Annotated in this window: 20 protein-coding genes; 19 read left to right on the top strand and 1 reads right to left on the bottom strand. The window is 63.5% G+C overall.

What is annotated here, in order from left to right:
- Nucleotides 1-150: 150 nt before the first annotated feature.
- The 19 genes from leuC (at nucleotide 151) to GJ698_RS27220 (ending at nucleotide 19,331) form a co-directional block, all read left to right on the top strand.
- Nucleotides 151-1,554, top strand: coding sequence for a 3-isopropylmalate dehydratase large subunit (leuC, locus tag GJ698_RS27310; RefSeq protein WP_371865456.1), 1,404 nt, complete (start codon nucleotides 151-153; stop codon nucleotides 1,552-1,554).
- A 25-nt stretch (nucleotides 1,555-1,579) separates the two neighbouring features.
- A complete protein-coding gene (locus GJ698_RS27305; RefSeq protein ID WP_154361018.1) occupies nucleotides 1,580-1,702 on the top strand; it encodes an entericidin A/B family lipoprotein in 123 nt (40 codons plus the stop codon).
- A 50-nt stretch (nucleotides 1,703-1,752) separates the two neighbouring features.
- Nucleotides 1,753-2,400, top strand: coding sequence for a 3-isopropylmalate dehydratase small subunit (gene leuD / locus GJ698_RS27300; protein ID WP_154361017.1), 648 nt, complete (start codon nucleotides 1,753-1,755; stop codon nucleotides 2,398-2,400).
- Nucleotides 2,401-2,411: 11 nt separating this feature from the next.
- A complete protein-coding gene (leuB, locus tag GJ698_RS27295) occupies nucleotides 2,412-3,482 on the top strand; it encodes a 3-isopropylmalate dehydrogenase (protein WP_154361016.1) in 1,071 nt (356 codons plus the stop codon).
- A gap of 25 nt (nucleotides 3,483-3,507) precedes the next feature.
- Nucleotides 3,508-4,635 carry an aspartate-semialdehyde dehydrogenase gene (asd, locus tag GJ698_RS27290; protein WP_154361015.1) on the top strand — a complete coding sequence of 376 codons (1,128 nt, stop codon included), beginning with the start codon at nucleotides 3,508-3,510 and terminating at the stop codon, nucleotides 4,633-4,635.
- A 228-nt stretch (nucleotides 4,636-4,863) separates the two neighbouring features.
- Nucleotides 4,864-7,509 (top strand): motility hub landmark protein FimV, encoded by a 2,646-nt coding sequence (locus tag GJ698_RS27285; protein WP_307766675.1) that lies wholly within the window; start codon nucleotides 4,864-4,866, stop codon nucleotides 7,507-7,509.
- Between the two features lie 49 nt (nucleotides 7,510-7,558).
- Nucleotides 7,559-8,362 carry a tRNA pseudouridine(38-40) synthase TruA gene (gene truA, locus GJ698_RS27280; protein ID WP_371865455.1) on the top strand — a complete coding sequence of 268 codons (804 nt, stop codon included), beginning with the start codon at nucleotides 7,559-7,561 and terminating at the stop codon, nucleotides 8,360-8,362.
- A 3-nt stretch (nucleotides 8,363-8,365) separates the two neighbouring features.
- The gene (locus GJ698_RS27275; RefSeq protein ID WP_154361012.1) at nucleotides 8,366-9,085 is read left to right on the top strand and encodes a phosphoribosylanthranilate isomerase; all 720 of its coding nucleotides are present in this window, start codon (nucleotides 8,366-8,368) and stop codon (nucleotides 9,083-9,085) included.
- Nucleotides 9,045-10,265, top strand: coding sequence for a tryptophan synthase subunit beta (gene trpB / locus GJ698_RS27270; RefSeq protein WP_154361011.1), 1,221 nt, complete (start codon nucleotides 9,045-9,047; stop codon nucleotides 10,263-10,265). Before GJ698_RS27275 ends, trpB begins: the two co-directional genes overlap by 41 nt.
- A gap of 11 nt (nucleotides 10,266-10,276) precedes the next feature.
- Nucleotides 10,277-11,074 (top strand): tryptophan synthase subunit alpha, encoded by a 798-nt coding sequence (gene trpA, locus GJ698_RS27265; RefSeq protein WP_154361010.1) that lies wholly within the window; start codon nucleotides 10,277-10,279, stop codon nucleotides 11,072-11,074.
- A 69-nt stretch (nucleotides 11,075-11,143) separates the two neighbouring features.
- Nucleotides 11,144-11,422 carry a BrnT family toxin gene (locus GJ698_RS27260; protein ID WP_371865454.1) on the top strand — a complete coding sequence of 93 codons (279 nt, stop codon included), beginning with the start codon at nucleotides 11,144-11,146 and terminating at the stop codon, nucleotides 11,420-11,422.
- A 5-nt stretch (nucleotides 11,423-11,427) separates the two neighbouring features.
- Nucleotides 11,428-11,709, top strand: a complete 282-nt coding sequence (locus tag GJ698_RS30700; protein ID WP_208023889.1) for an antitoxin — start codon at nucleotides 11,428-11,430, stop codon at nucleotides 11,707-11,709.
- A 123-nt stretch (nucleotides 11,710-11,832) separates the two neighbouring features.
- Nucleotides 11,833-12,705: an acetyl-CoA carboxylase, carboxyltransferase subunit beta gene (gene accD, locus GJ698_RS27250; RefSeq protein ID WP_154361009.1), complete on the top strand. Its 873-nt coding sequence runs from the start codon at nucleotides 11,833-11,835 to the stop codon at nucleotides 12,703-12,705.
- Nucleotides 12,706-12,785: 80 nt separating this feature from the next.
- Entirely contained in the window at nucleotides 12,786-14,075 is a 1,290-nt protein-coding gene (gene folC, locus GJ698_RS27245; protein ID WP_154361008.1) for a bifunctional tetrahydrofolate synthase/dihydrofolate synthase, read from the top strand.
- A 109-nt stretch (nucleotides 14,076-14,184) separates the two neighbouring features.
- On the top strand, nucleotides 14,185-15,114 hold the full coding sequence (locus GJ698_RS27240) for an SPOR domain-containing protein (RefSeq protein ID WP_307766674.1): 930 nt from the start codon (nucleotides 14,185-14,187) through the stop codon (nucleotides 15,112-15,114).
- Nucleotides 15,115-15,127: 13 nt separating this feature from the next.
- The gene (locus GJ698_RS27235) at nucleotides 15,128-15,616 is read left to right on the top strand and encodes a CvpA family protein (RefSeq protein WP_371865453.1); all 489 of its coding nucleotides are present in this window, start codon (nucleotides 15,128-15,130) and stop codon (nucleotides 15,614-15,616) included.
- 50 nt (nucleotides 15,617-15,666) lie between these two features.
- On the top strand, nucleotides 15,667-17,193 hold the full coding sequence (gene purF / locus GJ698_RS27230; protein ID WP_154361006.1) for an amidophosphoribosyltransferase: 1,527 nt from the start codon (nucleotides 15,667-15,669) through the stop codon (nucleotides 17,191-17,193).
- 2 nt (nucleotides 17,194-17,195) lie between these two features.
- Nucleotides 17,196-18,440, top strand: coding sequence for a cystathionine gamma-synthase family protein (locus GJ698_RS27225; protein WP_154361005.1), 1,245 nt, complete (start codon nucleotides 17,196-17,198; stop codon nucleotides 18,438-18,440).
- A 105-nt stretch (nucleotides 18,441-18,545) separates the two neighbouring features.
- Nucleotides 18,546-19,331 carry an SEL1-like repeat protein gene (locus GJ698_RS27220; RefSeq protein WP_154361004.1) on the top strand — a complete coding sequence of 262 codons (786 nt, stop codon included), beginning with the start codon at nucleotides 18,546-18,548 and terminating at the stop codon, nucleotides 19,329-19,331.
- Here GJ698_RS27220 and lexA read toward each other — a convergent pair.
- On the bottom strand, nucleotides 19,328-19,966 hold the full coding sequence (lexA, locus tag GJ698_RS27215; protein WP_154361003.1) for a transcriptional repressor LexA: 639 nt from the start codon (nucleotides 19,964-19,966) through the stop codon (nucleotides 19,328-19,330). The two genes, GJ698_RS27220 and lexA, sit on opposite strands and share 4 nt — an antisense overlap.
- Between the last annotated feature and the right edge of the window lie 58 nt (nucleotides 19,967-20,024).

Genomic DNA, 20,024 nt, shown 5'->3' with positions numbered 1-20,024 from the left:
TTTTTTTTCGCAGTACAGAATACAGGGGCCGTACCAAGTGGATGGATGGGCAGAAGGCGTCGGGCTCAAGAGGCTGGACCGCGGTGGCTGCTATTGCATTGCACAATATGGCATAATCAAGTTGGATAATAGTAGCAGTACCAAAAAGACATCATGAAGACGCTTTACGACAAACTCTGGGAATCCCATGTGGTCCGTACCGAAGAGGACGGCACCACCATCCTGTATATTGACCGTCACCTGGTGCACGAAGTCACCAGCCCGCAGGCCTTCGACGGCCTGCGCGCCGCCAACCGCCAGCCATGGCGCCTGTCGGCCAACCTGGCGGTCGCCGACCACAACGTGCCGACCACTTCGCGCGCCGACGGCATCGCCGATCCGGTCTCGCGCCTGCAGGTCGAAACGCTGGACAAGAACGCCAAGTCCTACGGCCTGACCTACTTCAACATGAACGACAAGCGCCAGGGCATCGTCCACGTGATCGGCCCGGAGCAGGGCGCGACCCTGCCGGGCATGACCGTGGTCTGCGGCGACTCTCACACCTCGACCCACGGCGCCTTCGGCGCGCTGGCGCACGGCATCGGCACCTCGGAAGTGGAGCACGTGCTGGCCACCCAGACGCTGCTGCAGAAGAAATCGAAAGCCATGCTGGTCGAAGTCAACGGCGCGCTGCCGGCCGGCGTCACCGCCAAGGACATCGTGCTGGCCATCATCGGCAAGATCGGTACCGCCGGCGGCACCGGCTACTGTATGGAGTTCGGCGGCTCGGCCATCCGCGCGCTGTCGATGGAAGGCCGCATGACCGTCTGTAACATGGCGATCGAGGCCGGCGCGCGCGCCGGCATCATCGGCGTCGACGACACCACCATCAACTACGTCAAGGGCCGTCCGTTCTCGCCGGCCGGTCCGCACTGGGACATGGCGGTGGCCTACTGGCGCACGCTGCACACCGATCCGGGCGCCAAGTTCGACCTGGTGGTGACGCTGAACGCCGCCGAGATCAAGCCGCAGGTCACCTGGGGCACCTCGCCCGAGATGGTGCTGCCGGTCGACGGCCGCGTGCCGGACCCGGACCACGAGAAGGACAGCGTCAAGCGCAGCGCCATGGAAAAGGCGCTGGTGTATATGGACCTGAAGCCGAACACGGCCATCGAAGACATCCGCATCGACAAGGTGTTCATCGGCTCCTGCACCAACTCGCGTATCGAAGACCTGCGCGCCGCCGCCGCCGTGGTGCGCGGCAAGCAGCGCGCCTCCAACGTCAAGCTGGCGCTGGTGGTGCCGGGCTCCGGCCTGGTCAAGGAGCAGGCCGAACGTGAAGGCCTGGACCGCATCTTCAAGGATGCCGGTTTCGAATGGCGCGAGCCGGGCTGCTCGATGTGCCTGGCGATGAACGCCGACCGCCTGGAACCGGGCGAGCGCTGCGCCTCGACTTCCAACCGTAATTTTGAAGGACGCCAAGGCCAGGGCGGACGCACCCATCTGGTGTCTCCCGCCATGGCCGCGGCAGCCGGTATCGCCGGCCATTTCGTTGACGTGCGCGCATTGCACTAACACCCATTATCCATCGGGAACCACCATGAAAAAACTGTTCGCTCTGACTCTCCTCGCTATCGCTATCACCGGCTGCAACACCATCGCCGGCATGGGCAAGGATGTACAGAAAGCCGGCCAGGCGGTGCAGGGCGCCGCGGGCCATTGAGACCTGACCCGGCCGCGCGGCCACGCCGCGCGGCACACTTATGAAGCATCATGGAAAAATTTACGATTTATGAAGGACTGGTCGCGCCGCTGGACCGCGCGAATGTCGATACCGACGCCATCATTCCGAAGCAGTTCCTGAAGTCCATCCACCGCACCGGCTTCGGCCCCAACCTGTTCGACGAATGGCGTTACCTGGACCACGGCGAACCGGGCATGGACAATAGCAAGCGTCCGCTGAATCCGGACTTCGTGCTGAACGAGCCGCGCTACCAGGGCGCCTCGATCCTGCTGACCCGCAAGAACTTCGGCTGCGGCTCCTCGCGTGAGCACGCGCCGTGGGCGCTGGACCAGTACGGCTTCCGCGCCGTGGTGGCGCCGTCGTTTGCCGACATCTTCTTCAACAACTGTTTCAAGAGCGGCTTGCTGCCCATCGTCTTAACTGAAGCGCAGATCGATCATCTGTTCAACGAAGTCAAGGCCTTCCCCGGATACAAACTGGTGGTCGACCTTGAGCAGCAGCGCATTTCCACCAGCAACGGCAGCGTCTCCTATCCCTTCGAGATCGACGCCTTCCGCAAATACTGCCTGATGAACGGCCTCGACGATATCGGCCTGACGCTGCGTCACGCCGACACCATCCGCGAATACGAAGCGCGTCATCTGGCAACCCAACCATGGTTGGCTAACGTCATCTAAAGATAAAAGACATGAAAATCGCAATCCTCCCGGGCGACGGCATCGGCCCGGAAATCGTCGCACAGGCCGTCAAGGTCCTGAATGTGCTGGGCGAATCATTTGAAATGGAAACCGCGCCGGTCGGCGGCGCCGGCTACGAGGCCAGCGGCCATCCGCTGCCGGACGCCACGCTGAAGCTGGCCAAGGAAGCGGACGCCGTGCTGTTCGGCGCCGTCGGCGACTGGAAGTACGACACGCTGGAGCGGCCGCTGCGTCCCGAGCAGGCCATCCTGGGCCTGCGCAAGAACCTCGGCCTGTTCGGCAACCTGCGCCCGGCCATCCTGTATCCGGAACTGGCCAACGCCTCGACCCTGAAGCCGGAAATCGTTTCCGGCCTGGACATCCTGATCGTGCGCGAACTGACCGGCGACATCTACTTCGGCCAGCCGCGCGGCGTGCGCGAATGCCCGGACGGCCCGTTCAAAGGCCAGCGCGAAGGTTTCGACACCATGCGCTATGCCGAAGGTGAAATCCGTCGCATCGCCCACGTGGCGTTCCAGGCCGCGCAAAAGCGCGACAAGCGCCTGACCTCGGTCGACAAGGCCAACGTGCTGGAGACCTTCCAGTTCTGGAAGGACATCGTCACCGACGTGCACAAGGAATACCCGGACGTCGCGCTGGACCACATGTACGTCGACAACGCCGCCATGCAGCTGGTGCGCGCGCCGAAGAAATTCGACGTCATCGTCACCGGCAATATGTTCGGCGACATCCTGTCCGACGCGGCGGCCATGCTGACCGGTTCGATCGGCATGTTGCCGTCGGCCTCGCTGGACGCCAACAACAAGGGCCTGTACGAGCCGTCGCACGGTTCGGCGCCGGACATCGCCGGCAAGGGCATCGCCAATCCGCTGGCGACCATCCTGTCGGCCGCGATGATGCTGCGCTATTCGCTGAACAAGCAGGAACAGGCGAACCGCATCGAGAACGCCGTCAAGAAAGTGCTGGCCCAGGGCCTGCGCACCGTCGACATCTACGAAGAGGGCACCACCAAGGTGGGCACCGAAGAGATGGGCAACGCGGTCGTCAAGGCACTCGCATAAAAATTCATAGACAAGGAAGAGCAAAATGAAACTCGTAGGTCTGGTAGGTTGGCGCGGTATGGTGGGTTCGGTCCTGATGCAGCGCATGCAGGAAGAGGGTGATTTCGCCCACATCGAACCGGTGTTCTTCACGACGTCTAATCCGGGCGGCAACGCGCCGGCAATGGCCAAGAACGAAACCAAGCTGAAAAGCGCCACCGATATCGACGAACTGAAAAAGTGCGAGATCATCATCTCGTGCCAGGGCGGCGACTACACCACCGAAGTGTTCCCGAAACTGCGCGCGGCCGGCTGGAACGGCTACTGGATCGATGCCGCATCGACCCTGCGCATGGAAAAAGACGCGGTCATCGTGCTGGACCCGGTCAATATGCACGTCATCAAGGACGCGCTGGGCAAGGGCGTGAAGAACTTCATCGGCGGTAACTGCACCGTGTCCTGCATGCTGATCGGCCTGGGCGGCCTGTTCCAGCACGGCCTGGTCGACTGGATGACCTCGATGACCTATCAGGCCGCCTCGGGCGGCGGCGCGCAGCACATGCGCGAACTGCTGACCCAGTTCGGCACCATCAACGCCGCCGTCAAGCCGCTGCTGGACGACCCGGCCTCGGCCATCCTGGAAATCGACCGCCAGGTGCTGGCCACCCAGCACGGCCTGTCGCCGGAAGAGATCAAGCAGTTCGGCGCGCCGCTGGCCGGCAACCTGATCCCGTGGATCGACAAGGACCTGGGCAACGGTCAGTCGAAGGAAGAATGGAAGGGCGGCGCCGAGACCAACAAGATCCTCGGCCTGGGCGCGGACTTCGGTTCCAAGGCGATTCCGGTCGACGGCCTGTGCGTGCGCATCGGCGCCATGCGCTGCCACTCGCAGGCGCTGACCATCAAGCTGAACAAGGATGTGCCGCTGGACGAGATCACCGACATCATCGCCTCGGCCAACCAGTGGGCCAAGGTGGTGCCGAACACGCGTGAAGCGTCGGTCAAGGACCTGTCGCCGGCCGCCGTCACCGGCAGCCTGACGATTCCGGTCGGCCGCCTGCGCAAGATGAGCATGGGACCGGAGTACCTGTCGGCCTTCACCGTGGGCGACCAGCTGCTGTGGGGCGCGGCCGAACCGCTGCGCCGCATGCTGCGCATCGTGCTGGACCAGTAAGCTTCAGACGACGATTCCGGCAGCGGCATCGTTGTAAGAGAAGGGGATTTTCCTATGTGTTCTCATAGGAGAAATCCCTTTTTTACGTTTAAAGTAGTGTAAAGCTTGCACGCGCTTGTGCAGGATGTTATGTTGATATATCTGGGAAAGTAACATTTTCCAACTGACAACCATAAGAACCGCCCCACTATGCCTGTACAAAATCGCCCCCGCGTTGTTTCGTTTGCGTTGAAAACTCTCACCAGCGCAGTCGCCAGCGCGGTGCTGATGGCCGCCACGGCCAATGCGGCCGGATTGGGCAAGCTGACCGTCCTGTCCTCGCTGGGCCAGCCGCTGCGGGCGGAAATCGAATTGACCGCCGTCTCCGCCGAAGAAGCCAACGGCCTGGTGGCCAAGCTGGCGCCGGCCGACGCCTTCCGCAGCGCCAATATCGACTTCAATCCGGCGCTGTCGGCGTTGCGTTTTGACGTCGAGCAGCGCAACGGCCGCCAGATCATCAAGGTCAGCTCCAGCCAGGCCATCAACGAGCCCTTCGTCGACATGCTGCTGGAACTGACCTGGAACGGCGGTCGCCTGGTGCGCGAATATACCTTCCTGCTGGACCCGCCGGACCTGCGCGCCACGCAGGCGCCGCAAGTGACGGCGCCGGTGGATGTCAGCAACCGCGCGCCGGCCGCAGCGCCAGCGCCTGCCGCCGCCCAGCCTGCGCCGACGCGTGCGCCTGCCGCCGCGCCAGCCGCAGCGGCCGCACCGGCCAAGGCCAGCGCCGAGGAATACACCGTCAAGCGCGGCGACAACCTGACCCGCATCGCCAGCCAGGTCAAGCCGGTCGACGTGTCGCTGGATACCATGCTGGTTGCCTTGTACCGCGCCAATCCGGAAGCCTTTAGCGGCAAGAACATGAATCGCCTGAAATCGGGCCAGATCCTGGCCGTGCCGGATAGCGAGCAGATCCGTGCTGTCGGCAGCGAGAGCGAGGCGCACGGCGTGGTGGTCGCGCACGCGGCCGACTTCAACGCCTACCGCGCCAAGCTGGCCGGCCAGGTGGCCGCCGCAACGCCGGCCAAGGAAGCCGATCCGACGCAGAACGTGTCGGGCAAGATCACCGCCAAGGTGGAAGAAAAACCGAACGCCGCCAACACCGCCACCGACAAGCTGACGCTGTCCAAGGGCACCACCGCCGCGCCGCAGGCCGGCAAGACCGGCGTGGCGGCGGAAGAAGACAAGATCGCCAAACAGAAGCAGGTGGACGAGGCGGCCGCCCGCGTCAAGGAACTGGAAAAGAACGTCAACGACCTGGAAAAGCTGATGGCGTTGAAGAGCAAGACGGCGTCCGAGGTGAAAAAGCCTGCTGCCTCGGCTTCGGCATCGGCATCGGCCGCAGCGTCGGTCCCGGCGCCGGTCGCCGACAAGCCGAAACGCACGCCGGTGCTGCCGCCGAAGCGTATCGCCGAGCCTAGCCTGTTCGAAACGCTGATGGACAACATCACCTACGTCGGCCTGGCCGCCGTGGCGGTGCTGGCCGGCGCGCTGGGCATCATGTCCTCGCGCCGCCGCAAGAAATTCGTGGTGCCGCAGTACGAGCCGTCGATCCTGGGCGATACCGCCATGCCGCCGCCGCAGCCGCTGATCGCCGAAGCGGGCGGCCAGAGCATCGACACCAACAACAGCGTGTTCAACTCCAACTTCGCGCCGTCGGCCAGCCAGCTGGACACCAATGAAGTCGATCCGGTGGCGGAAGCCGACGTCTACATCGCCTACGGCCGCGATGCCCAGGCGGAAGAAATCCTGAAAGAAGCGCTGCGCACCCATCCGGAGCGCCACGCCGTCCGCCTGAAACTGCTGGAAATCTACTCGGCCCGCAAGGATGCGCGCGCCTTTGAAACCCAGGCTTCCGAGCTGTACGCGCAAACGCGCGGCCAGGGCGACGAGTGGGAGCAGGCCGCCGCCATGGGCAAGGCGCTGGACCCGACCAATCCGCTGTATAGCGAAGGCCCGCAGGAAGGCTTCGCCACCGCGCCGGTGGCCACCGCCGCCGTGGCCGCGGGTGCCGCCGCCGCATCGGACTTCGGCAGCGACTACGGCAACACCTTCGCCGCCGAGGCGCCGGCCGCACCGGCGCCGCTGGACTTCGACCTGAGCCAGGATGCGGTGCGTTCCGCGCCGATCTCCCACAGCCCGGACTTCGGCGCCGATTTTGGCGCGGCCGATCAGGAAACCGCGCTGCCGCAAGCGGCGGACGCCAGCGTGTCGCCAGCGTCGGTTGCCGCCGACAACAACTTGATGGACTTCGACCTGGGCGGCCTGAGCTTCGAGCCGGTCGCCGCGCCATCGCCGGCGATTGAAATGCCGGCGCCGGCAGCGGAAGCCGACGACATGAGCATGGACTTCGGCCTCGACCTGCCTAGCCCGGCCCCGGCGCCTGCGCCGGCCGCAGCCCAGGAACTGACCGCCGTCAGCGATCCGCTCGACCTGGACCTGGCCGGCTTCGACATTCCGGAAGTGCCGGCCTTCACCGAGCCGCCGAAGGAAGCGACGCCGCTGGACTTCGAGACCACGCTGGACCTGCCGGGCGACGTTGAAACCATCGCCCCAGCGCCGGCCCCGGCCGCACAGGAATTCGACCTGTCCAGCATCGACCTCGACCTCGGCAGCTTCGGCGCCGACACCGAAGCGCCGGCCGCCGCCGCGCCGGCCAGCAACGAACCGCTGTCGGCCCTGCACATGGAGATGGATACCAAGCTGGACCTGGCGGTGGCCTACCAGGAAATCGGCGACAAGGAAGGTGCGCGCGAGCTGCTGGACGAAGTGCTGCGCGGCGGTAACGACGAGCAGGTTGCCAAGGCCAATGCCATGAAGGCCCAGCTGGGATAAGGTCCGGCCGTTATATAATGGCCGATTCAGACTTTTGGATTGGGCAGTAGTGAAACGGATAGCAATCGGTCTCCAGTACGACGGCCAGGCATGGCATGGCTACCAGAAGCAGGACCATGGCCTGACGGTGCAGGACAAGCTGGAGCAGGCGCTGCTGGAGTTCGCCACCGTGCCGCTGGCCACCACCTGCGCCGGCCGCACCGACGCCGGCGTGCACGCCTCCGAGCAGGTGGTGCACTTCGATACCGACCTCGACCGTTTGCCGCATGCCTGGGTGCGCGGCATCAACGCCTTCCTGCCGCCGTCGATCGGCGTGCGCTGGGCCAAGGAGCTGGAAGGCGATCCCGCCGTGGACGATTTCTTCCACGCCCGCTTCAGCGCCCGCGCCCGCACCTATCACTACGTGCTGTACAACCACCATACGCGTTCGCCGCTGCTGAACGGGCGGGCCGGTTTCTACCATCGCCCGCTGGATGTGGCGCGCATGCAGGAGGCGGTCAAGCCGCTGCTGGGCTGGCAGGACTTCACCACCTTCCGCGCCGCGCATTGCCAGGCCAAGTCGCCGGTCAAGCTGATGCACGACATCCAGATCCGCCGCCATGGCGAGCTGATCGTGTTCACGCTGAAGGCCAACGCCTTCCTGCACCACATGGTGCGCAACCTGGTCGGGTCATTGGTTTATATTGGCCAGGGGCGGGAAGACGTCAGCTGGATGGGCGAACTGCTGGAAGCAAAGAACCGCCAACTGGCCGCGCCAACCTTCATGCCGGACGGGTTATACCTGGCTAAAATCGACTACGACGAAAAATGGGGACTGCCGCTGGAAACCACCAGCGCCTTGCCCTGGTTTTAAAGGATGAGCATGCGTACCCGTATCAAAATCTGCGGCCTGACCCGCGAGGAAGACGTGCAGGCCGTCGTGGCCTCCGGCGCGGATGCGATTGGTTTCGTGTTCTATCCAAAAAGCCCGCGCTACGTCACGCCCGAACGCGCCGCCGAACTGATCCGCACCGTGCCGCCATTCATCACCACGGTCGGCCTGTTTGTCAACGCCACGCCGGAAGAAGTCGCGGCCGTGGTGCGCATCGCCCCCGTGTCGTTAATACAACTGCACGGCGATGAAACGATCAACGAAGCTGCCGCCATTGCCGCCGCCGCCAACCGCCAGTTCCTGAAAGTGTTCCGCGTCAAACCTGACACAGCCCCGGATGAACTGCTAGAATACGAGCAGGCAAACCGCGCCGCCAGTCCATTGTTCACCCGCCTGTTGCTGGATACTTACGTGGACGCCTACGGTGGCGCAGGAAAGGGTTTTGATTGGTCTCTCATTCCAAAAGATCTCGCGCCTCGGGTCGTTTTAAGTGGTGGCTTGAGCGTACACAACGCGACTGACGCGGTGGTCGGTGTACGCCCCTACGCTGTCGACATCAGTTCCGGTGTCGAAGCGGCCAAGGGGATCAAGGATGCCCGCAAGATCGCCGACTTTGTCGCGGCGGTGCGGGCAGGCGATACCACTATCGAAAGAGAACACATCCATGAAACCTCTGTTTCACGCCAAGGACTACCCACTTCCTGACGCCAAAGGTCACTTTGGCCCTTACGGCGGCAGCTTCGTCGCCGAAACGCTGACCTACGCGCTGGCCGAGCTCAACGAGGCCTACGAGCGCTACAGCAAAGATCCCGAATTCCTCGAAGAATTCCGCTACGAGCTGAAGCACTTTGTCGGCCGGCCGTCGCCGATCTACCACGCCAAGCGCTGGTCCGAACAGGCTGGCGGCGCACAGATCTACTTCAAGCGCGAAGACCTGAACCACACCGGCGCGCACAAGATCAACAACGTCATCGGCCAGGCCTTGCTGGCCAAGCGCATGGGCAAGCCGCGCATCATCGCCGAGACCGGCGCCGGCCAGCACGGCGTGGCCACCGCGACCATCTGCGCGCGCTTCGGCCTGGAGTGCGTGGTGTACATGGGCAGCGAGGACGTCAAGCGCCAGGCGCAGAACGTCTACCGCATGAAGCTGCTGGGCGCGACCGTTGTGCCGGTCGAATCCGGCTCCAAGACCTTGAAGGACGCGCTCAACGAAGCGATGCGCGACTGGGTCACCAATATTGAAAACACCTTCTACATCATCGGCACCGTGGCCGGCCCGCATCCGTATCCGATGCTGGTGCGCGACTTCCAGTCGGTGATCGGCGAGGAATGCCTGGTGCAGATGCCGGAGATGACTGGCCGTCAGCCGGACTATGTGCTGGCCTGCATCGGCGGCGGTTCCAACGCCATGGGCATCTTCTATCCGTATATCGACCAGAAGGATGTGAAGCTGATTGGCGTGGAAGCGGCGGGCGAGGGGCTGGACGGCGACAAGCACGCGGCCTCGCTGACCAAGGGTTATCCGGGCGTGTTGCACGGCAACCGCACCTATCTGCTGCAGGACGAGAACGGCCAGATCATCGAGACGCATTCGGTGTCGGCAGGCCTGGATTATCCGGGCGTGGGGCCGGAGCACTCCTACCTGAAGGACAGCGGCCGCGCCCAGTACGTGTCGATCACGGACGAGGAAGCGCTGCAGGCTTTCCACGATTGCTGCCATATCGAGGGCATCATTCCGGCGCTGGAGTCTTCGCACGCCCTGGCCTATGCGGCCAAGCTGGCGGCCACGCTGCCGAAAGATAAGATTGTATTGGCCAACCTGTCGGGCCGCGGTGACAAGGACATGCATACGGTCGCAGAGCGTATGGGTCTGAACTTCAACTAAGGAAACCGACAATGTCCAAGATTGCAGCAACTTTCAGCGCCCTGAAGGCGCACAACAAGACCGCGCTCGTCACGTTCATCACCGCCGGCGATCCGGGCAAGGAATCGACCGTGCCGCTGATGCATGCGCTGGTGGCCGGCGGCGCCGACATCATCGAGCTGGGCGTGCCGTTTTCCGATCCGATGGCCGAAGGCCCGGTGATCCAGCGCGCCTGCGAGCGGGCGCTGGCCAACGGCGTCGGCATCCGCGATGTGTTCGGCTACGTGGCGGAGTTCCGCAAGACCAACCAGACCACGCCGGTGGTGCTGATGGGCTATGCGAATCCGATCGAGCGTATCGGCCCGCAGGCCTTCATCGAGCAATCGGTGGCGGTGGGGGCGGATGGCGCGATCGTGGTGGATTATCCGCCGGAAGAATGCGAAGAGTTCGCCGCCGCCATGCGCGCGGCCGAGCTGGACCTGATCTTCCTGCTGGCGCCGACCTCGACCGAGGAACGCATTTCGCAGGTGGCCAAGGTGGGCGGCGGCTTCAGCTACTACGTCTCGCTGAAGGGCGTGACGGGCGCCGGCAATATCGACGTGGTCGATGTGGCGCAGCGCCTGACGGCGATCCGCAAGCACGTGAAATTGCCGGTCGGCGTAGGCTTCGGCATCCGCGACGGCGCCACGGCGCGCGCCGTGGCCGAAGTGGCTGACGCGGTCGTCATCGGCAGCCGCATCATCCAGGAAATCGAAAGCGCCGGCAAAGACGGCGCAGTGGCCGCAGTCCAAGCCTTCACCACCTCCATCCGCACCGCCCTCGACGCCTGACGTCCTGCAAATCCCGACTGCTCACCTTGATACATAGTTAAGTACTCGCTATGTTGAAAGGGAGCGGTCGTGCGCTTCACCTGGGATCCCCGCAAAGCCAAAGCCAACCTGCGCAAGCATGGCGTGAGCTTCAATGAGGCTATGGATGCCTTTCAGAATCCATATGCCAAATTATGGGTGGACCCCGAGCACTCCGGCTCGGAAGATCGATATCAACTCTTGGCCCAGAGCCAACTACGGCAGGTGCTGCTATTGGTGATCCATTGCTATCCGAGCAATGATGCCGTGCGAATCTTCTCAGCCCGACAAGCATCAAAATCTGAACGGAAACAATATTATGAGGATTAAGCGAAATGCGTAAGGAATATGACTTCTCCAAGGCTAAGCCGGTCCCGAATCCTTATTTTGAGAAACTCAGTAAGGAGGTGACTTTTCGTTTGGATTTTAATTCGATAGCCTACTTTCAAAAGATTGCAAAGTCATACGGTTTTTCAATGGAAAAAGTCATCCAGCTTTCTCTACAGAGGCTTGCCAGGAGTGGTGAAGAGTTTAATATTGGCTTTCCCACACTGGAGGAACGCAACAATTTGGATACGTACCTTGAAAAACAAAACGATCCGCCTGACGTAAGGTAGTGGTTTACCTCTAAAGGCCCGCCTTTTCCATGACGGCAGGTCAAAATTAATGTAATGCAATGTTCGACAGGGCGGCGGGAAACGGCTACACTTCGGCCCACGAGTTAGCTGCAAGGAGAATTTATGAGTTGGTTGGAAAAACTGCTGCCCCCTAGAATCCAGCGTTCCGACGCTGCCGCGCGCAAGACCATGCCGGAAGGCCTGTGGGTCAAATGCCCGTCGTGCGAAGCCGTCCTGTACCGCACCGACCTGGAGTCGAACCTGCACGTTTGCCCGAAATGCGACCACCATATGCGCATCCGCGCCCGCGAACGCCTCGACAGCCTGTTCGACGCCGGCGGCCGCTATGAAATCGGCATGGACACCCTGCCGGTCGATACGCTGAAGTTCAAGGACAGCAAGAAATACCCAGACCGCCTCAAGCAAGCCATGGAAGCCACCGGCGAGACCGATGCGCTGATCGTCATGGGCGGCTCCATCATGAGCCTGCCGGTCGTGGTGGCGTGCTTCGAATTCGAATTCATGGGCGGCTCCATGGGTTCCGTGGTCGGCGAGCGCTTCGTGCGCGGCGCGCAACAGGCCCTGGAACAGAAAGTGCCGTTCATTTGCATCACCGCCACCGGCGGCGCCCGCATGCAAGAGGGCCTGCTGTCGCTGATGCAGATGGCCAAGACCACCGCCATGCTGACCAAGCTGTCGGACAAGAAACTGCCATTCATCAGCGTGCTGACCGACCCGACCATGGGCGGCGTGTCGGCCTCGTTCGCGTTCATGGGCGACGTCGTGATCGCCGAGCCGAAGGCGCTGATCGGCTTTGCCGGCCCGCGCGTGATCGAAAACACCGTGCGCGAGAAACTGCCGGAAGGCTTCCAGCGCGCCGAGTTCCTGGTTACCAAGGGCGCGGTCGACATGATCGTCGACCGCCGCAAGATGCGCGAAGAAATCGCCCGCCTGCTGGCATTGCTGCAAAACCAACCAGTGGAAGTCCTCGCCTAAAAACAGGCCCGGCTCACACGCTACGGCGCGCAATCGGATATCATCCGGCCTGCGCGCCGTTTTCATTTCAGAGTCTCATCATGTCGAACCTCCCAACTACTTTGCCCGCCTGGCTTGCGCTGCTTGAATCGCGCCACGCCGAAACCGTCATCAACATGGGCCTGGACCGCGTTCTCGCCGTCAAGGAACGCTTGCAGCTGAGCTTCAGCTGCCCGGTCATCATGGTGGCCGGCACTAACGGCAAGGGTTCGACCTGCTCGATGCTGGAATCGATCCTGCTGCGCGCCGGCTATAAAGTCGGCCTGTACATCAAGCCGCACTTCCTCGATTTCAACGAGCGCGCCCGCGTCAACGGCGACCTGGCCAGCGATGACGTGCTGGTGGCCGCCTTCAACGCGGTCGAGGCTGCGCGCGGCGACACCACGCTGACCTATTTCGAATTCACCACGCTGGCCATCATGAAGCTGCTGTCGCAAGCCGGCATGGACGTGGTCATCCTGGAGGTGGGCCTGGGCGGCCGCCTGGACGCGGTCAACATCGTCGATGCCGACGTCTCCATCGTCACCAGCGTCGACATCGATCACACCGACTACCTGGGCGACACCCGCGAGAAGATCGGCTTCGAGAAGGCCGGCATCTTCCGCGCCGGCAAAACCGCGATCTGCTCGGACCCGGTGCCGCCGCAGTCGCTGATCGACCACGCCGAAGCCATCGGCGCCGACCTGTGGCTGATGGGCCGCGATTTCAATTACTCCGGCGACAAGCAGCAGTGGAGCTACGGCGGCCGCGGCCAGCGCCGCAATTCGCTGGCCTACCCGAGCCTGCGCGGCGCCAACCAGATCCTCAACGCCTGCGCCGCCCTGGCCGCGCTGGAAGCGCTGAAGCTGGAACTGCCGGTTGGCGCGCAGGAAGTGCGCACCGGCCTGGTGACCGTCGAGCTGCCGGGCCGCTTCCAGGTGCTGCCGGGCCGTCCGACCATCATCCTCGACGTCGCCCACAACCCGCACGCCGCCGCCGCGCTGAACCAGAATCTCGGCAACATGGGCTTCCACCGCTACACCTACGCCGTGTTCGGCTCGATGCAGGACAAGGATATCGACGGCGTCATCGCCGCCATGTCCGAGCACATCGACCACTGGTGCCTGGCGACGCTGCCGTCGCCGCGTTCGGCCAGCGCGTCGGAACTGGCGGCCAAGGTGCAACTGGTGCAGCCGGAGCGCGACGAACGCACCATCAATGTGTTCGACGATCCGGCCGCCGCGTACGCAAATGCCATCAGCCGGGCCGGTGAGGATGATAGAATTGTGGTCTTTGGATCTTTCCTGACCGTCGCCGGTGTCATGGCGGCGCGAAAATCCTCACTCCACTGAACGCACAGGACTGAAATCACGCATGGGCTTGTTCTCGAAATCCGGTAAAAACAAGCAAGACACCGCTGGTCAAGACAGCGGTTATTACACCAGCGCAGACGATCAGGCGATGACCGAACGTGCCCGCTCCAAGCGCGCCTCGTCGTCCGATGGTCCGAAGCGCCGCAGCCGCGACCGCGAAGAGGACGATCCGGTGTTGCCGGAAAAGAAACGCGCGCGCCGCCGCCTGGTGGGCGCCATCATGCTGGCGCTGGGCGTCGCCGTCGGCCTGCCGATGCTGCTCGATTCCGAGCCGAAGCCGCTGTCGTCCGATATCGAGATCAAGATCCCATCCAAGGACAAGTCGTCCGCCGCCGATGCGCCCGCACCGGCGCCTGCCGCCGTGCCGTCGTCCGCCGCGCTGGACAGCAAGGAAGAAATCGTCGACGACGTCAAGCCTGCGCCAGCCGCCAGGCCATCGCCGGCCGCCGCCGCGCCGGTAGTTGCCGCAGTCGACACCACCAAGGCCGACGAGGCCAAGGCCAAGGCGGAAGCCCGCGCCGAAGCGCAAGCCAAGGCCCAGGCCGACCGCGAGCTGAAAGCGCGCCAGGACGCCGACTACAAGCAGGAACAGGAACGCAAGCTGGCCGAGGCCAAGGCCGAAGCCAAACTGAAGGAAAAGCAGGACGCCGAGCGCAAGCTGGCCGAAGCCAAGGCCGCCAAGCCGGCTGACGCCAAGCCCGCAGTCAAGCCGGACACCAAGCCGGACACCAAGTCGGAAGACGCGCGCGCGCTGGCCATCCTGGAAGGCAAGGGCGCCGCGCCCGCTGCCGCCGACGGCCAGAAATTCGTGCTGCAGGTGGCTGCGCTGAGCGACCAGGCCAAGGCCGACGAACTGCGCGCCAAGCTGAAAAACGCCGGCATCAGCTCCTTCACGCAGAAAACCGCGAGCGGCATCACGCGCGTGCGCGTGGGGCCGTTCAGCAGCAAGGAAGAAGCCGAGAAGGTGAAGGCAAAGCTGAGCAGCATGGGCCTGGAAGGCCGCCTGGAAACCGTCTGATCCGCAGCGCGACGTGACGATTTTCGACTACCTGGTGATCTTCGTGCTGGCCACGTCGGTCATCATCGGCGTGGTGCGCGGCCTGGTCAAGGAAGTGCTGTCGCTGGCCGGCTGGATCGTCGCCTTCGTCGCCGCCAACGCCTACGCCGCGCCGCTGGCGCAGATGCTGCCGGCGGCGGTGCCGGGCGAGGTGCTGCGGCTGATCCTTGCCTTTATTGCACTGTTTATCGGTGCGCGGATTTTGATGGGCCTGCTGTCGATGGCGCTGGACGCCCTGATCGACGCGGGCGGCCTGAGCCTGTTCGACCGCCTGCTGGGCATGGCGTTTGGCGTGTGCCGCGGCCTTGTAATTGTGCTGGCCGGCGTCATCTTGTGCGGGATGACCTCGTTGCCGCAGCAGGATTTTTGGAAGCATGCCGCCTTGAGTCCCACCGCCGAAACCGGCGCCCGCATGGTCAAGGCCTATCTTCCCGCTGCAATGGCGCAGCATGTGAACTTTTGAATTCTTTAAATCTGCGTTTTTAATCTTTAGTACCTGTCAGGAGCACCATCATGTGTGGCATCGTCGGCGTCGTTTCCCATCAACCTGTTAATCAAATGCTGTATGACGCCTTGCTGCTGCTGCAGCACCGCGGCCAGGATGCGGCAGGTATCGCGACCAATCACAGCAGCATGTTCGCCATGCACAAGGCCAATGGCCTGGTGCGCGACGTGTTCCGCACCCGTAACATGCGTACCTTGCAAGGCAATTCCGGCATCGGCCACTGCCGTTATCCGACCGCCGGCTCGTCGAGCGAGGAAGAAGCGCAACCGTTCTACGTCAACGCCCCGTTCGGCATCACGCTGGCCCACAACGGCAACCTGACCAACTGGGAGCAGCTCAAAAAAGAGATGTTCATGAACGACCGCCGCCACATCAACACCGATTCCGATTCGGAAGTGCTGCTGAACGTGCTGGCCCACGAAATCCAGAAGGCCACGGTCGACATCTCGATCGACGCCGACACCATCTTTGAAGCCGTGACCGTGCTGCACCGCCGCGTGCGCGGCGGCTATGCTGCCGTGGCGCAGATCGCCGGCGTCGGCCTGCTGGCCTTCCGCGACCCGTTCGGCATCCGTCCGCTGTGCCTGGGCATCAATGAAACCCCGGAAGGCACCGAATACCTGATCGCCTCGGAATCGGTGGCGCTGGAAGGTATGGGCTTCCGCTTCGTGCGCGACATCGCGCCGGGCGAAGCGGTGTTCATCGACAACGACAAGCAGCTGCACGCGCGCCAGTGCGCCGACAATCCGACCCTCAACCCTTGCGTGTTCGAGTTCGTCTACCTGGCGCGTCCCGATTCGGTCATCGACGGCGCCTCGGTCTACGCCACCCGCCTGAAAATGGGCGAGTACCTGGCCGAGAAAATCAAGCGCGAGCTGAAGGACATGAAGATCGACGTCGTCATGCCGATTCCGGATTCCTCGCGTCCGGCCGCGATCCAGCTGGCGCTGGCGCTGAACGTGGAATACCGCGAAGGCTTCATCAAGAACCGTTACATCGGCCGCACCTTCATCATGCCGGGCCAGGCCGCGCGCAAGAAATCCGTGCGCCAGAAGCTGAACGCGATTCCGGACGAGTTCAAGGACAAGGTCGTGCTGCTGGTGGATGACTCCATCGTGCGCGGCACCACCAGCCGCGAGATCGTGCAGATGGCGCGCGACTCGGGCGCCAAGAAAGTGATCTTCGCCTCGGCCGCGCCGCCGGTGATCTACCCGAACGTGTATGGCATCGACATGCCGACCCGCGACGAGCTGATCGCCCACGGCCGCACCGTGGAAGAGGTGTGCCGCGAGATCACCGCCGACGCCCTTGTGTACCAGGACATCGACGCGCTGAAGCGCGCCATCTCGGACGTCAATCCGGCGCTGACCAGCTTCGAGGCCTCGTGCTTCGACGGCGTGTACGTCACCGGCGACGTCACCCGCGAATACCTGGACAAGCTGGAATACGAACGCCACCACCCGACCAAGGCCGCGGCGCCGGAAGACGCCGGCCGTTCGCAGCTGAACCTGAACCTGGCCGCCAGCGAAGCGTAACCATGAGCGACAAGAAGAACTACGGTTTCACCACCACCATCCTGCACAACGACCGCCTGAAAGGCATCGAGCACGGTTCGCTGCACAAGCCGATCCACACTTCGGTGGCGTTCGGCTATGCGGATGCGCGCCAGCTGGCGTCGGTGTTCCAGGGCAAGGAGCCGGGCTTCCGCTACGGCCGCCAGGGCAATCCGACCATCTCGGCCCTGGAAGACAAGGTCAACAAGATGGAGCAGGGCGTCGGCACGATCTGCTTCGCCACCGGCATGGGCGCCATCGGCGCCGTGGTGCAGGCGCTGCTGCGCACCGGCGACCACGTGGTGTCGTCGGCCTTCTTGTTCGGCAACACCAACAGCCTGTGGCAGACCGCCATGAGCCAGGGCATCGGCGTGTCGTTTGTCGACGCCACCGACGTCGCCAATGTCGAAGCGGCCATCACCGAGAACACCCGCGTGGTGTTTGTCGAGACCATTGCCAATCCGCGCACGCAAGTGGCGGACCTGAAGCGCATCGGCGCACTGTGCCAGGCGCGCGGCATCCTGTACGTGGTGGACAACACCATGACCACGCCCTACCTGTTCCTGCCGAAGGAAGTTGGCGCGGGCCTGGTGGTCAACGCCCTGACCAAGTCGATCGGCGGCCATGGCAACGCGCTGGGCGGCAGCCTGACCGACACCGGCGCCTACGACTGGACGCGCTTCCCGAACATCTACGAGAACTACAAGAAAGCCGCGCCGCTGCAATGGGGCCTGGCGCAGATCCGCGCCAAGGCGCTGCGCGATTTCGGTTCCTCGCTGGCGCCGGACGCCGCGCACCACATCGCCGTCGGCGCCGAAACGCTGGCGCTGCGCATGCAGCGCACCACCGCCAATGCGCTGGCGCTGGCCGAGATGCTGGAGAAGGACGAGCGCGTCGCCGCCGTCTACTACCCGGGCCTGCCGTCGCACCCGCAGCACGCCATCAGCGCGGAACTGTTCCGCGCGCACGGCTCGCTGCTGAGTTTTGAACTGAAGGACGGCCTGGACTGCTTCGACTTCCTGAACCGCCTGCAGCTGGCGATCCCGGCCTCCAACCTGGGCGACAACCGCACGCTGATCATCCCGGTCGCGCACACCATCTTCTTCGAGATGGGCGCCGAGCGCCGCGCCTCGATGGGCATCGCCGAATCGCTGATCCGCGTCTCGGTCGGCATCGAAGACACGGCCGACCTGCTGGACGACTTCTGCACCGCCCTCGAAGGCTGCTGACAGCCGGTCGCCCGGTGGTGAATAACCAACGGGCGATGTGTTTAGTTTGCCCCGGGTTACCTTTTTAGATAGACTTGATTTTTTTGCACCCAAGTCGAGGTAATCATGAAAGCAGCTTTGGTACTGATGGCCGCACTGGCCGTGGGCAATCTGGCGCAGGCTGACGAGCTGGCCGATGCGAACAAGCTGATGGAAGCCAAGAATTACACCGGCGCGATGCCGCTGTATGTGAAGCTGGCATCGTCCGGCAACGCCGCCGCGCAGTTCCGTCTGGGGGAAATCTATTGGTATGGCGAAGGCGTGCCTGCCGACACCGCCAAGGGCGACGAGTGGTTCCGCAAGGCGGACGCCGCCGGTTACGCCGAGGCGAAAGCCGCACTGACGCTGAGCGCGCAACGCCAGGCGCGTCAAAAAGACATCGACTATTACGTGCAGGGCTATGACGGCGCCGATGTGGCCCTGTCCAATGCCAAATGCGTCACGCCGGACATTCCGGCGCGCTCGACCAACAAGCAGGAAATCAAGGGTGTCGGCGATGGCATCGATGCCTGGATGGCCTGTTACAACGGCTTCGTGCAGAAGCTGCAGGACTTGCTGCCGGCCGGGAAGGCGATTCCTGCCGACCTGGCCAATCTGATGACCGACGCCGAAGTCGGCCGTGCGTCAGCGCAGATGGACCGCGCCTATACCGCCGTGATTCAGGATGCCCGCCGCCAGGCGGACAAGATCGTTGCCTCGCGCACCGCCTGGCAAGCGGGCACCAACGAGTACGTCAACACGGAAAACGATCGGGCCGCCCGCCACAAGGAAATGCGCGACCGCGAAATGCTGGACTTCGCGACCGCTTCGGGCTCGGTGCGCGATGTCGCGCCGAACAATATCAAGCGTTAATGCCAGGTCCGCATCAGGCCGACGGCTAGGCCTTCCAGGGCAAACTCGTCCGCTTCCGGATCGACCTTGATGATCTTGAAGTCGGGATTCTCCGGCAGCAGTTCGATGGTCGAGCCGGTCTTGCGGTAGCGCTTGACCGTCACCTCGCTGCCGATGCGGGCCACCACGATCTGGCCGTTCTTGGCGCTGTCGACCTTCTTCACCGCCAGCAGGTCGCCGTCCATGATGCCGGCGTCGCGCATCGATTCGCCGCGCACCTTCAGCAGGTAGTCGGGGCGGGAGGCAAACATGGCCGGATCGACGCTGTAGCTGGCTTCCAGGTTTTCCTGCGCCAGGATCGGCGAGCCGGCCGCCACGCGGCCGATCAGCGGCAGCGACATCATCAGCGCGGCCGGGACCTTCGGCGCGGCCGGTTCCGCGTGCACGCCCAGCAGGCGGATGCCGCGCGAGGTGCCGGCGGCGATTTCAATCGCGCCCTTGCGCGCCAGTGCCTGCAAATGCTCCTCGGCGGCGTTGGCGGACTTGAAGCCCAGTTCGTTGGCGATCTCGGCGCGCGTCGGCGGGAAGCCGGTGTTTTCGATGGCGTCCTTGATCAGATTCAGGATTTGTTCCTGGCGTGCGGTGAGCTTGAGCATGGGTACGTTGGGCTGTGTATATAGACAGTCTGTATTTTTGTACAGTGCGCGCCGTAAT

Source organism: Duganella aquatilis, from assembly GCF_009674565.1.
GTDB lineage: Bacteria > Pseudomonadota > Gammaproteobacteria > Burkholderiales > Burkholderiaceae_D > Rugamonas > Rugamonas aquatilis.
Note: the sequence above shows the minus strand (reverse complement) of the source record. Positions and strands in the feature narration are given on the sequence as shown.